This window comes from Lacihabitans soyangensis, assembly GCF_024343775.1.
Classification (GTDB): domain Bacteria; phylum Bacteroidota; class Bacteroidia; order Cytophagales; family Spirosomataceae; genus Leadbetterella; species Leadbetterella soyangensis.
In genome coordinates, this window is record NZ_RJUF01000173.1 from 156,399 (window position 1) to 170,765 (window position 14,367).

At 40.1% G+C, this 14,367-nt stretch carries 12 protein-coding genes; 9 read left to right on the plus strand and 3 right to left on the minus strand.

Translation table 11 applies throughout. From position 1 onward, the window contains the following. Window position 1: 1 nt before the first annotated feature. The 5 genes from EGI31_RS15915 to EGI31_RS15935 are packed head-to-tail and all read left to right on the plus strand — an operon-like array spanning window position 2 to window position 6,073. On the plus strand, window positions 2-1,285 hold the full coding sequence (locus EGI31_RS15915; RefSeq protein ID WP_255038143.1) for a 3-coathanger stack domain-containing protein: 1,284 nt from the start codon (window positions 2-4) through the stop codon (window positions 1,283-1,285). A gap of 54 nt (window positions 1,286-1,339) precedes the next feature. After that, window positions 1,340-2,551 (plus strand): glycoside hydrolase family 5 protein, encoded by a 1,212-nt coding sequence (locus EGI31_RS15920; RefSeq protein ID WP_255038144.1) that lies wholly within the window; start codon window positions 1,340-1,342, stop codon window positions 2,549-2,551. 3 nt (window positions 2,552-2,554) lie between these two features. Then, on the plus strand, window positions 2,555-2,881 hold the full coding sequence (locus EGI31_RS15925; RefSeq protein WP_255038145.1) for a LytR/AlgR family response regulator transcription factor: 327 nt from the start codon (window positions 2,555-2,557) through the stop codon (window positions 2,879-2,881). A gap of 13 nt (window positions 2,882-2,894) precedes the next feature. Beyond that, window positions 2,895-4,244: a hypothetical protein gene (locus EGI31_RS15930; protein ID WP_255038146.1), complete on the plus strand. Its 1,350-nt coding sequence runs from the start codon at window positions 2,895-2,897 to the stop codon at window positions 4,242-4,244. An 8-nt stretch (window positions 4,245-4,252) separates the two neighbouring features. Further along, window positions 4,253-6,073: a 3-coathanger stack domain-containing protein gene (locus EGI31_RS15935; RefSeq protein ID WP_255038147.1), complete on the plus strand. Its 1,821-nt coding sequence runs from the start codon at window positions 4,253-4,255 to the stop codon at window positions 6,071-6,073. Between the two features lie 332 nt (window positions 6,074-6,405). Here the strand turns inward: EGI31_RS15935 and EGI31_RS15940 are convergent, their stop codons facing one another. The 3 genes from EGI31_RS15940 to EGI31_RS15950 form a co-directional block, all read right to left on the minus strand. Then, window positions 6,406-7,458: a sugar phosphate isomerase/epimerase family protein gene (locus EGI31_RS15940; protein ID WP_255038148.1), complete on the minus strand. Its 1,053-nt coding sequence runs from the start codon at window positions 7,456-7,458 to the stop codon at window positions 6,406-6,408. A 92-nt stretch (window positions 7,459-7,550) separates the two neighbouring features. Further along, complete coding sequence (locus tag EGI31_RS15945) at window positions 7,551-8,696, minus strand: Gfo/Idh/MocA family protein (RefSeq protein ID WP_255038149.1); 1,146 nt, start codon at window positions 8,694-8,696, stop codon at window positions 7,551-7,553. Window positions 8,697-8,726: 30 nt separating this feature from the next. After that, window positions 8,727-9,917 (minus strand): Gfo/Idh/MocA family protein, encoded by a 1,191-nt coding sequence (locus tag EGI31_RS15950; protein WP_374760699.1) that lies wholly within the window; start codon window positions 9,915-9,917, stop codon window positions 8,727-8,729. A gap of 383 nt (window positions 9,918-10,300) precedes the next feature. Between EGI31_RS15950 and EGI31_RS15955 the strand changes: the two genes are divergently transcribed. The 4 genes from EGI31_RS15955 to lptC are packed head-to-tail and all read left to right on the plus strand — an operon-like array spanning window position 10,301 to window position 14,139. After that, entirely contained in the window at window positions 10,301-11,512 is a 1,212-nt protein-coding gene (locus tag EGI31_RS15955) for an MFS transporter (RefSeq protein ID WP_255038151.1), read from the plus strand. A gap of 59 nt (window positions 11,513-11,571) precedes the next feature. Continuing rightward, entirely contained in the window at window positions 11,572-12,294 is a 723-nt protein-coding gene (locus EGI31_RS15960) for a type III pantothenate kinase (protein ID WP_255038152.1), read from the plus strand. Further along, on the plus strand, window positions 12,278-13,567 hold the full coding sequence (bamG, locus tag EGI31_RS15965; RefSeq protein WP_255038153.1) for a BamG family beta-barrel-assembly machinery protein: 1,290 nt from the start codon (window positions 12,278-12,280) through the stop codon (window positions 13,565-13,567). The genes EGI31_RS15960 and bamG overlap by 17 nt, the downstream gene beginning before the upstream one ends. Before the next feature lie 2 nt (window positions 13,568-13,569). Next, complete coding sequence (lptC, locus tag EGI31_RS15970) at window positions 13,570-14,139, plus strand: LPS export ABC transporter periplasmic protein LptC (protein WP_255038154.1); 570 nt, start codon at window positions 13,570-13,572, stop codon at window positions 14,137-14,139. Window positions 14,140-14,367: the final 228 nt, after the last annotated feature.

Here is a 14,367-nt window from a genome sequence, read left to right on the forward strand (position 1 = left end):
AATGAAAACCTCAAAAATTCTCCTTTGGGTAAGTATTCTAACCCATGGAATTGGGCTTTATGCTCAAGACATTACGAATTTGGAATACTACATTGATAACGACCCAGGTTACGGATTAGGCACCGAAGTGGTGGTCTCTGCTGCAAATACGATTAGTAATTTGCAAGTAAATGTCAGCCTCAGCAATTCTTTGGTCGACGGATTCCATAGATTTCACATTAGGGCCAAAGACGAAAACAATAGATGGAGCTTGGTGGCCCATCACCCTTTTTTAAAGATAACTCTTGATAACCCGCCTAATCCTATCCCGAACATACAAAGGCTAGAATACTACATTGATAACGATCCTGGGTATGGATTAGCTACGGAAATCCCAATTTCCGCCGGCTCACCTATCAATGGTATAAGTCTTAATGTCAACATCGAAAATTCTCTTGGTGATGGTTTTCATCGTATACATGTAAGGGCAAAAGACATTAATGGCCGATGGAGTGTGGTAGCCCATCACCCTTTTATGAAAATGACCATAAACAATCCACCAAATCCGATACCTGCAGTGGTAAAAGCAGAATACTACATTGATAATGATCCAGGTTATGGTTTGGCTCTTAATATTCCACTTACCCCAGGAACTTCGGTTTCTAATCTTTCAGCGATGGTCGATTTAAGTGGCTTATCCTTAGGAACGCACCATATATGTATTCGTTCTCAAGACTCAAACGGAAAATGGAGTGTAGTTGGCATCAAAAGTGTTAACGTTGAAAGCAATGCCATTCTAGTTTTGAACACACCAGTTAGTTTCTGTAAAAACGTAGCATTTATTGTTAGTTTTGGTGCTTACGGCACTTTCAACTCTGGAAATATTTTCACAGCTCAGCTTATGAGCGGAAATACGGTAGTTGCGACACTTGGAAGCCTCATGAGTATGACTTCTGGTACAATTTCGGCCATCATCCCCAATTCTGTACCCCTAGGAAACTACGAAATCAGAGTAATATCTGCCAATCCAACTCCTTCTAATTTTCCAAGAGTACCCATTCAGGTGGTTAATATATGTCCATCCCCTTGTCCCTCCAATTTGGTTTTGACAAGCACTTCGGACGACTTTTCCTCGGGAAATACCACCAAACAAGCAAATGCCACAAACGGCATGATTACCGCTACCAATAAGATTACTGGGAGTGCCAATGTAAGCTACCAAGCCAAAAGCACGCTTCTTAATCCCGGCTTTTTGGCAAATTCGGGAGTAGTATTTAGAGTGGAAGTTGGAGGTTGTACTCAATAAATAAACTATCCTAAATTTAAAAATAGAAAAAACTCAATTAAAACCTCCAATAGTATGAAAAACTTAAACATAATTTGGTTCTTTTCCTTGATTTCTATGATGTGCCTTGGCCAACAAAGAGCAGAAATAAGCCCAAACGGAATGGTATTCCCGCAGTTTAGCAATGCAAACCTACCAATTGATTTACCAGAAAATCCAATTGCCGTGGGTACAATGATTTTCAACCTTAGCCTCGGCAGACATCAATTCTGGAATGGCACAAATTGGGTGGATTTGATACCAAGTTCTACTCAAAAATCTACATTTTATGTTGAAGGTCGTCAATTGAAAGATCCTTGTGGAAATACGGTAATTCTGAAAGGAGTAAATAAAATGAATGTATGGACCGATCAAGACGGTCTCTCCATTCCAGAAATTGCCCAAACGGGTGCAAACTGCCTGAGAATTGTATGGACAACTACCTTCAATGGCTCCCCTACCAATGATGTAAAACTTGACAGCTTGATTTCTAAATGCATTCAAGCGAAGATGATTCCGATGGTGGAAATCCATGACGCAACCTGCAACTTGGGTGCTTTACAAGTGGCTCTCAACTACTGGAAACGGCCTCAAATTTTGGCCATAATAGAAAAATACAAGCATGCACTTTTACTAAACATAGCCAACGAACCTGGTGACTGGCAAGCCACCGCTCAACAGTTTGAGGTAGCCTATTTAGATGCCATTACCCAACTCCGTAGTGCTGGAATAACCGTTCCGCTTGTAATTGATGGTGTAGACTGTGGAAAAAACCTTGAGTTTATCGTGCAAAAAGCTCCCACTTTGATTAATCATGATCCACTCCATAACCTATTATTTTCTGTCCATACGTATTGGCCAAAGAACAATGGAGCTACACCAGCATTTATAACCGCACAGTTTGAAGCTGCCACCGCTGCCAATATACCTTTTATTGTTGGCGAACTTTCAAAATATGGAGCATGGGCAGGCAATGGTGTGAGTGTCTGCACCGCACCTGGTGAGGTAAATTACCAATGGATTGCCACAGAATGCCAGCGTTTGGGAATAGGTTGGTTGGCTTGGGAATGGGGTCCGGGAAACGCAGGCGGAGGAGATCCACTCTGCACCGCCATGGACATGACCACCAATAATACTTTTGCTTCACTCACAGGTTGGGGACTTGAATTGGCCAATAATGCCACCTACGGACTTATAACAAGCCAGAAAACTTCTTACATACAAAACAAATTTACAAAATGTAATTAAGCCATGAAAAACGAAGAATTATTGCACGTGGGTAGCCGAAAAAGTTTCGATACCCAAGAAATTGTCATGCTCGAAGCACAGGAAAATTATACCAAAATTCACTTGGTATCAGGAAAAATCTTCATGAGTTCGACTACACTCGGAAAGATTGAGTTGAGGCTGAAAGGCAATCCCTACTTTTTTAGAACACATCGGACCTTTTTAGTCAATCTCAACTATGTGACAGCTTACAAAGAAAAGTCCATAGAAGTTGAGAACAATCGAAATGTCACGCTTTCTAGAAGACGAAAAGAACGCTTTCAATCAATTTTCAAATCTTTAAACTCTTAAATCAACTAAAATCATGAAAAAACTAATTTTATTTTTTGCCATCGTTTTAAATGGCAAAGTATGCTTTGCACAAAGTAGCGTAATCAATCCAAATCAGGGAATCTCAGTCCCACAATTTACTACTGCGTTTATTGACGGTATGACCAACCAACCCAAAGGAACTGTAGTTTTTGATTCCGACTTAAATGTCATGAAATACTATAATGGTACCAGCTGGCAAACCATGAGTGCTGGAGGGGTAGGCTATGAATGGACAACTAACGGAATAGATATTCTGAATACCAATGCGGGTAATGTCGGTGTCGGAACAGGTACCCCAAAAGTAAAATTCGATGTTGTGAGTCCAAACATTACCAATGCGATATTTGGATCATCAAGTACAGGAATTTCCCTCCAACAAAACTGGCCAACGATTGGGTTTAATCAGTATAGGGATGAAACAAACGTACAACGATATATAGGATCGGGCTATGCCGCTGGCAATACAGTTGACCCCACAACAGGAACCATGCACTGGACCTCTATACCAAATGGAGATGCCGGAAATCCAACACCATTGGAAACAACAGTTATGTCTTTATCCGCCTTGGGGCGACTATCCATCAACGGACTTACTGCTCCCGCTAACGGTATAATAGTCGACGGCTCTACAAATATCTCGCCCATAGTGTCCAATAGTGCATCAGATGGGGCATTACGCATTTACTCGCCCATGACCGGACAATCTTTTTCGGGAAGCCAATTTATGGATATTGATAAAGATGCTATACAGTCAAGAAAAGTTGGTGTCTTTCCAAATTTCACAAAAACGGAGCAAAATCTTAGGCTTAACCCTTATGGGGGGAATGTTGGTGTTGGTACAGCCGATAACACAATATCAGCAACCTTGTTAGTACATAAAAGCCCCAGCAGTAGCTTCGGTACAGCAGTTTTCAAAGGAACGACACATTACTCTCATTTCCATTTTGGCACAAACGAGGACACCTACATTAGGGGTGGAAAAAATGGTTCTAATGTCGTTCTTAGTGATGTAGAAGGCACAGGAAAAGTCGAAATCGGAGTTTATCCATCACTTTACAAATTGGAAGTCAATGGCACTGCCAGAGCTAAAGAAGTAATTGTGGAGACAGGCTGGGCAGATTATGTTTTTGATAAAGATTACCAGCTTAAATCTATAGATGACTTGGAAGCATTTGTAAAACAAAACAAACATTTACCAAATATCCCGAAAGCGTCTGAAATAGAATCCAATGGCTTAAAAGTGGGCGAAACCAACAAAGCCATGATGGAAAAAATAGAGGAACTGGCCCTATATATTATTCAGTTGAAAAAAGAAATTGATGTTTTGAAAGCCAAAAACTAATCTTGAACATGAAAAATTTAACCATATTGTTTGTTTTGATTTGCATGAGCCAATCATTTGCTCAAAATGTCGGTAAATCAGAAACGGGTGTGTCTCCAGTGGTCGGCACTGTAACATTGAGAAATCTCCCAAGTACGGATTCAGTAAAAGAAAAAGAATTCATAAAGCCCCCTAGGGTGAGGGTTTCAACGGATGTCAATAAATCAAATATCCCATTTAACAAACCCAGAAAGATTGTTGCCGAGCAAAATTACTTTCAACCAAACGTTGTCAAACCATTAAGTCAGACCAGTAATGGAAAAATATCTCAGTTTGAGGCACCTTGCCTAACCTATCAGGGTCTGAATGCCTTTATAAACTCTGGAGGAGGATTTACCTTACCGCCAGATGTTGGCAGTGCGGTGGGGCATGATCATATTTTTGAAGTATTAAATGACCGAATGAGAATTCAAGACAAAGAAGGAAATATACTCTTTGAACAACTTCAGGAAGAAACACCAGCTAATGGAGGTTTTTGGTCCAGTATAGATAATACCGATTTGTTTGACCCAAAAATCATTTACGATCCCTATAGAAATCGCTGGATTTATGTTATACTTACCGATGCTCAAACCGCAAATTCGGCCATCCTCATCGCTATTTCGCAAACACCTGACCCAACAGGTGGCTGGTGGTTTTGGAGAATAGATGGCGATGCAGACAATAATCAGTGGTTTGACTATCCAAGTATCGGGTTCAATAACAAATGGCTGACAATTACAGGCAACATGTTTAGTGTACCCAATGCAGGTGGCAGCAACGAATCAAGGGTCTTTATCTTCGACCTTAACCAACTTTATAGTGGTTCCACCATAAGTTATACTTCTTACAATGTAAGCGGATACTCTACTATTTGTCCAGCATTGACTTACGACCCCAATATGAACGATCATTGGCTGGTAACCAACGACGATGTCAATGACAATGATTTACGTTTTTTTAAAATTTCGGGAAACACCGCTTCCCCAATTTTGACAGAAGAAAGTTGGGTGAGTATAGGTACAGCTTGGGGAAGGTCAGGGGGCAATTTGGCACCACAATTGGGCAGTTCTAATCGTATAAACTGTGGCGATCATGATGTACTATCAGTAATTTGGCGAAATGGAAGGCTATATTCAGCCCAAACAGTTTTTTTACCAGATGGTGCAAGTCCGAGCACTGCTACTGTCCAAATAGTTTCATCAAACCCATATAACGCCACCGCATATGAGGCAATAAGAGTCAGTTCTGATGCCAATACTATGTATGCCTTTCCTTGTTTGGCCGTAAATAATGCTGGAGATTTAATTATTAGCACATCCAAATTCACCACGAGCACATACCCTTCTGCTTGTGTTTGGGTAAGAAGATCTGGAGACCCCACACTTTATGAAACCGTCTATAAATCAGGAGAAGATTGGTATCAAGCATTAGACTCCTCTAATCCGATGAGAAATCGATGGGGCGATTATACCTCGGCAATGGTGGACCCTTCCGACGACAATACAGTTTGGGTAACTTCTGAATACTCTCGGCCTCGGGCATCAGATGGGAGCAGTAGATGGGCCACTTGGTGGGGTAAAATATGTAATGGAAATTGCACCACAAACCTAAGCGTTACGGCTACTCAAACAAATGGTACATATCGTAAATACGAGGCCTCACACACTGTGTTTACATCAAGTACAATACAATCTGGGGCAAATATAAAATATGACGGAGGTAATAGAGTAATCCTTCAGCCAGGTTTCAGGGCAAATCAGGGCTCAAAAGTTCGTGTTTTCAATGAAGGTTGTGCAGGTTCGCAGTAGAATTAAAATTTGCAAAAACTTTGGGCGATCGATAGCAAAAACTATTGGTTGCCCATTTACATAAAGGTTTGCTACAATATTACTCAATGTCCCTAATTTTATAATTAGCAACTCAAGCATTTATTTTAAAAAGTTTCCTTTAAAATATTAATAATGAGGTTCTAAATGCAAAACATTACATGGTTTGAACAAACAAAATAGAAAAGAATTTTATGGCTCTGATAAAAGCTAAAGGACCTAGCTAGCATGATATATTCCTGATTTTCACGATAACTTTAAAAACTAAAAAAGAGCCTTTCGGCTCTTTTTCAATATTAAATCTTACCTGAGAATTATATTCCTAAAACCTTTCTGTTCACAGCTTCGTCAGCTCCAGTGGCCGCGAAATCATCAAATGCACGGGTGGCTACTTCAATGATGTGACTCTCGATAAATGGAGCCCCTTCAGCAGCACCTTGCTCAGATGATTTTATGCAACATTCCCATTCTAGAACCGCCCAACCGTCGTAATCGTATTGAGAAAGTTTTGAGAAAATGGTTCCGAAGTCTACCTGACCATCGCCTAATGAACGGAAACGTCCTGCTCTATCTGCCCAACCAGAATAACCCGAGTAAACGCCTTGACGACCAGTGGCATTGAATTCAGCATCTTTCACATGGAATGCCTTGATGCGGTCGTGGTATAAATCAATAAACTGAACATAATCAAGACATTGCAACACAAAATGACTCGGGTCGTAATTGATATTAGCCCTTTTGTGTCCGCCCAGATAATCCACAAACATTTCGAAAGTAGAACCATCGAAAAGGTCCTCACCCGGGTGAAGTTCATAACAATAATCTACTCCGTTTTCGTCATAAATATCCAAAATCGGCTTCCATCTGTTAGCCAATTCTTTAAAAGTAGTTTCAATCAATCCAGAAGGTCTTTGTGGCCAAGGGTACAAAAATGGCCAAGCCAAAGCTCCAGAGAATCCAACGTGTGATTTTAAACCTAAATTTTTTGAGGCCACAGCAGCATATTTCAATTGTTGCTCAGCCCAAGCTCTACGAGCTGGCTCATTGCCATGTACTTCTGCGGGTGCAAACGCATCATACATGGTGTTGTAAGCAGGATGAGAAGCTATCAACTGACCTTGCAAATGTGTTGATAATTCGGTTATTTCCAAACCTTTATCAGCCAATTTGCCTTTCAACTCATCACAATACGTTTGCGATTCAGCCGCTTTTTTCAAATCTATCACTCTTGGATCCCAAGTTGGCAATTGTATGCCTTTATACTCTAAATCCGCCATATAATCCGCAATAGTATCAAGTGAATTAAATGGTGCTTCATCACCCATAAACTGAGCGAGAAATATACCAGGTCCTTTTATTGTTTTCATTATTTTTTTAGCTTTTGGCTTATAGCTGATAGCTTTTAGCCTATTGTCAAAATTTCAAAAATCGTAAATCAAAAATCGAATCAATCGTAAATTTAAACCGTAACCCACTGATCGCTTCTGCTACTTTCCAATATTCTTTCGCATATCAAAAGCTCTCTGTATCCATCAGCAAAGGTCGGGAATTTTGGACTTTCGGGTTGTTTTCCTTCGGCCACGGCTAGGTAAACTTCTTTAAACAGTTGTTTAGAAGTATCACCAAAACCTTCATTATGTCCACCAGGATAGGTAATCAACGAACGAACTTCCTCATGAACCAATGACGGATCTCTCATCAAAACAGAGTTAGCTCCATCTCTAGCACCAATCCATACTTCGTTTGGAGCTTCTGAGTTCCAAGCCAAGGTTTTTATAGAACCAGAAATCTCTACTTTCAATTGGTTTTTACGTCCGGCCGAAACTTGTGAAACCGTGATTGAACCTCTGTTGCCATTGTCAAAACGTAAAAGCACATTGGCATGGTCTTCTGTATTGATAGGCACATCGGCATAATCTTCTGCTTGAAGCATTTTGCCAGAATAGGTCTCGATTGGTTTTAAAGGCTTCTTACGGTTTTTGTGAACAGTATTAAAATCAGCCATAACTTGAACGGTTTTCAGGCCTGTTACATATTCAATCAAATCCAATAGGTGCGAACCAATGTCTGCAATGGCCCTTGAATCTCCGGATTTGTCTGGCTCAAGTCTCCAGTTATAGTCAGTGGCGTAGAACAACCAATCTTGTAAGTATGAGCCAATAACAGAGTAAATTTCACCCAATTCACCTTTTTCTTTCATCATTTTCATCTGACGAACCAAAGGATAATATCTTAAGTTAAAGTGAACGGCATTTACTAAGCCCGATTTTGCTGCCAACTCTACCAATTCAGCAGCTTCTTCCAAGTTTGTAGCCAAAGGTTTCTCACAAACACAGTGTTTACCTGCCAAAAGCACAGCCTTCGACTGAGAATAGTGGAGGAAGTTTGGTGTACAGATATGTACGCACTGGATATCTTCCATGGCCAACAATTGGTCGAAAGTACACGGTCTTTCAATGCCCAATTGAGCTGCTTTTGCTGTAGCCAATTCTATATTTACCTCGCAAAGTGCCACCACTTCGATGTTTGGCAAACGACGCAAGGCTTCGATGTGAGCTGGCCCAATAAAACCTGTACCTACAACCCCAACTTTGATTTTACTCATTTCTAATTTATATTTTTTTGTCAACAATTACTATATTTCAAATTTCGTCCATTTGTTTTCAGTTGCGTTAGACTTCACAACGGTATTTATAAATGCCATTCCACGTAAACCGTCATCTATACCCGGAAAATCGTGAATTTCTGGAATGTAAGCATCGGCATTATCTTGCGTTCCACCCAAATTCCCCACCGCCACTGCACGGTTTTCTGTTCCCCATCTGGCCCTAAGAGCAAATGCGAAATTTCTGTAAATATTGGCAAAAGTTTCTACATAACCTTCAGGGTGACCTGCGGGCTGACGTGTATGTGCCTGAGCGTGTTTCGAAAGATTTCCAACCCCAGTTCTGATGATTCTGGAACCGTTTTCTTGGTTGGTCAATTCCAAAGTATTAGGCTCCATTTGTCTCCATTTAAGGCCACCAAACTCACCATAAACCCTGATATTTAAATCGTTTTCTTCACCATTACAAATTTGGCTATTATGCAAAATTCCCTTAGCACCATTGTCAAAACGTAACAAAATATTGGCGTCATCGTCTAATTGACGACCTTCCACAAAAATCGTTAGATCTGCACAAAGCTCGGTAATTTTCAAACCTGTGATATATTCCGCAAGGTTTTCGGCATGTGTACCAATATCACCTACTCCGCCCGCGGCTCCACAACGAGCTGGGTCTGTTCTCCAAGCCGCTTGTTTCTGGCCTGTTGCCTCAACCAGTTGAGATAACCAACCTTGCGGATATTCTACAATTACTTTCCTTACTTTACCGATAGCTCCTGACTTCACAATGGCTCTCGCCTCTTTTACCATCGGATAACCGGTATAGTTGTGTGTAAGAGCAAAAAGCAATCCCGAATTTTCAACAATCGGCTTCAAAGCTTTTGCCTCTTCCATATTGAGAGTCAGGGGTTTATCCATCACCACATGAAAACCGTTTTCGATAGCAAATTTCGCAGCCTCAAAATGAACGTGATTCGGCGTAACGATAGACACGAAATCCATCCTCTCACCTTCTGGAAGGTTTTTCTCAGTCAATATCATTTCTTGGAAGGAACCATAAACCCTACTTGGATCGAGGTAAAGTGCTTCTCCTGTAGCTTTTGATTTTTCGGGGTTAGAACTAAACGCCCCACATACTAACTCTATTTCTCCATCTAATGCAGCCCCTCTTCTGTGAACCGCTCCTATGAATGCCTCAAGGCTGCCGCCTATCATACCCATTCTTATCTTCCTTGCCATTGCTTTTTTTTAGGTTGAAATTGCAATTTTAGGAAAAATAAAGCATTGGTAAAAGTATTAATTGATAAAATTCGTCTGGAAGTACCTTCAAAAAAACTCACCAGACTGTTTTAACCGCAATTATGAAAATCTCAAATTTTGAAACTTCCTATAGCAGGCACCAAATCAATAGTTTAAGGTCAAAAAGCCACCTAATACTTGGTAAAATAAAAACTATTCTTAGTATAGTGATATGAAATCTAAAATGATCCGCTAAAAAATTATTGGAAGTGTTTTTAATACAATTATTAATTTTTCCTTTACAGAAAAATAAAAAAAATGTAGATTTACGAAATTTAAAAATTTAACCCTTAAATATTAAAGATATGGTAAACGACAAGAGACTTTTTCTTGGTAGTTGTTTTGCTCTTATTACAACTGCATTTTCATTTAGTATCCGAGCAGGTATTCTTCCACAATTAGGTACAGAATTCAATCTTACCGCAGAACAACTTGGTTTTATAAATTCAATGTGGTTTGTTGGTTTTCCGGTTGCGATGATCATCGGTGGATTGGTTTATCATACGGTTGGACCAAAGAAAATCATGCTTATTGCTTTTGCTTGCCATGCGGCTGGTATTTTGTTGACAATTTATCCTCAAACTTTAGGTGGTTATACAGGTCTGTTAGTTTCGACATTCTTAATTGGTATCGGTAATGGATGTACAGAAGCAGCTTGTAACCCGATGATAGCAGATACTTATCAAGGTGCAAAAATGAGTAAAATGCTGAACCGTTTCCACATGTGGTTTCCAGGTGGAATTGTTATCGGTAGTTTAGTGTCTAAATTCATGACCGATGCTAATTTGGGCTGGCAAGCACAAATATGGGTAATATTAATTCCTACTGTTATATATGCATATTTATTCTGGGGACAAGAGTTCCCTAAGCCAAAAGTAGAGGGTGTTACTTCTATTGGTGAAAACATTAAAGCGATGTTCACTCCGCTATTCTTATTTATGTTTGCTTGTATGGCCATAACAGCCATCACAGAGTTTGGACCACAACAATGGACAGGTTTAATTATGAGCAAAAGTGGTGCAAGCCCGATGTTGATATTAGCTTTAGTAACCGGTCTCATGGCAGTTATTAGATTCTTTGCGGGCCCAATCGTCGAAAAATTCGATCAAACAGGCGTATTGTTAGGTTCTGCAGTATTTGCCGCCATCGGTATTTACCTTTTCAGCACCCAAACAGGTAGCATGGCATACGTTGCTGCGGTTTTCTTCGCTCTTGGGGTGGCTTTGTTTTGGCCAAACATGGTAGGTTTTATTGCCGAGAAAGTGCCATTGAGTGGAGCCTTGGGTATGTCAGTAATTGGTGGTATCGGAATGTTCTCAACAGCTATATTCCAGCCTATCATTGGAAAATGGATTGATTCTAACAACGCCACAAAAGCGGCAGAAGGTTTAACTGGTGATGCTCTTGAACTTGCAGCCGGTCAGGCTACCTTAGGAACAATGGTAACTTTCCCAGTCATATTGATTGTGGCTTTCGTTATTTTGTTCTTCTGGCAGAAAAAATCAAATGCTGCATAATTTAGTATTTTAACTATATTTGTAAGGCCGTTCTAAGAAACAGAACGGCTTTATTTTTTATGACAAACGCCAGTATAGACTTCGGCAATACAAGAATAAAAATTGGTTTATTCAACAATGATAGCCTCTTGGAGATTTTCAGGGTGGCCACACTCTCCGAAACTGCCGAACTTCTGAAGGCCAACTCGGTTCAGAATGCCATTGTATCCTCCGTAACCCTCTCAAATTCAGAAATTTCAGAAAATCTAAACTTTCTTAAATCTCTTATTTTCCTAGATTACAATACCCCCTTACCAATAAAAAATAATTACGCCACACCAAAAACGCTGGGTTATGACAGAATAGCGGCGGCAGTTGGAGCAAACCTTCGATATCCTAGTCAAAACTGCCTAATTATCGACATCGGCACGGCCATCAAATACGATTTAGTTTCTGACCAAAATGCGTTCGAAGGAGGTATAATTTCGCCCGGAAGAAGGATGAGATTTAATGCTTTACACACTTTTACCAAAAAACTGCCGTTATTAGATAACTTTGAGATACCCGAATTGGTTGGTCATTCTACCGAATCCTGCATGAGTAGTGGAGTGATGAACGGAATAGCCGCTGAAATCAACGGAATCATTGATGAATATTTAAAAAAACTTAATTTAAGGGTTTTAATTTGTGGTGGCGATGCTCCTTACTTTGAAACTAAGATAAAATACCCGACCTTTGCAGCTCCAAATTTGGTCTTAGAAGGCCTAAACAGAATTTTACAATATAATGTTACTGAAATTTAGATACTTACTTCTCCTTACATTCATAAGTTTTACACAATTTGCATGGTCGCAAGGCCAAGGAAACAGTCCTTACAATACCATCGGAATCGGAGAAATCACTGAAGAATCTGTGGCAGCTCAGGACATGATGGGTGGTACGGGAGTTTCATTTTCGAACAGCTTCTATATCAACCACATCAACCCTGCTATGTTGGTAAAAAACCGTACAATAGGTTTGAACAAATATGTGGCATTCAACATTGGCCTCAAGGGAGCTTACAAGGTATTGAACCAAGGCAACAAGGTGCAGGACGATTTCGGCATGAATATGAGCAATCTTACCATGGTGTTTCCTGTTAAACCAAAATGGGCCATGGGCATCAGTATGAGACCGTTCTCTATGGCAGACAATATCTCTAAAGTAAAGAAGGATTTTGTGGGTTCAAACGAAACAAACGAAGTAGAATACAGAAATGCTGGAGGTATTTCGAGAGTAGCATTTACAAACTCATTTTTGCTTTACAAAGGGCTTTATTGGGGAATCGAAGGTCAGTATAATTTTGGAAATATTCAAAGAGATACTACTTCTACTATTTCGGGTTCGTCGGAATACTTCAGAAACTCTGGCCGTTATAGTTTAAAAGGTGCTTCAGCCAAAACAGGTTTAACGTACCAGTTGAAACTAAACAAAAAATGGAACTTGAACATAGGCGGTGTCTATCAGATAGGAACAGCATTGAAAGGCGAGGCACTGAAAGTGTTTAGCGTTTTGGGTGAGGCAGGCAATGGCCCTGTTTATATCCAAAGTCCTGATACCTTGTCATTGACCAATATTACCAGCCAAATACCAAGCAAATATAAAATAGGCGTGAGCCTTGAAAGCAACTACCACTGGGTTTTTGCGGCAGAATATGGCTACACAAAATGGTCGGGCAACAAGCAATTTGACCCAACTGCCAACAAAATATTGGTGGATGCCAAAGAACTCAATTTCGGTATGGAATGGCTGCCAAATGCTTCATCGAGTAAGTATTTCAACCAAGTATTTTACCGATTGGGCTATAAATACATAGATACACCTTACATGATCAACAACACCAAAATCAAAGACCAAAGCTTTAGCCTGGGACTTTCGGTGCCCATGGGTTTTGGAAATCCGAGTTACATCGACATCGCTTTGTCACTGGGTAGAAGAGGTGTAAATACCAATAGCCTGATACAAGAAAACTACACCAAAGTATCTGTTAACTTCTCATTACTAAGCAGCTGGTTCAACAAACCTCGTATAGACTAATCATGAAAAGGCTTTACTTTTTGTGTTTCATCGCCTTCATTGGCTCTCCCCTTTTGTGGAGTTGTGAGGAGGAAAAGTCCAAAAAGGAATTCATAGAATACATGGGACCGATTCTGAACATAGATAACCTGTCTATCAGCCACAGCGATTCTGGCAGAGTTAAAGTGAAAATTTCCACTGCCAAGCAGCTCAAATTTCAAAACCAAGACGAAGTATATCCAAAAGCCGTATACGTTAACTTCCTCGACAAAAACGGCGTTGAATACTCTATGCTCAGAGGCGATTCGGGACGATATTCGAAAGAAAAAAACCTGTACATTATACAAGGTAACGTGTTCTTTAACAACCGTTTGCTTCAACAAAGCCTCTCCACGGAAGAGTTATTTTGGAGCCCAGTAAACAAGAAAATCTACACCGACAAGAAGGTAACCATAAAAACTCCAAGGGAATCCATAACTGCCTCAGGCGGCATGGATGCCACCGAAGATTTCTCCAAATACTCCCTCCGCCGCCCCAAAGGCACCTTTATGGTGGATTCGCTCAGGACTATTGTGGATACTACTGGGAATTAAGGGAAACATTTATTAGGATTTAAAAACAATTAGAAGCGTTTTTTGCGAATAATCTCAACCCAATATCGGCCTACCAAGGCCTTTTGATTCTGTTTACCTTCGTATAACTTCAGAAAATCTAAATTTTAGAAAGTTTTAATCAATTTAAAATATAATTACGGGAGTTTCTTCTTCAAAAAAGAATATTTCTATGCATTCTAAATAAGTTTTCCTATTTTGGATTCAGAA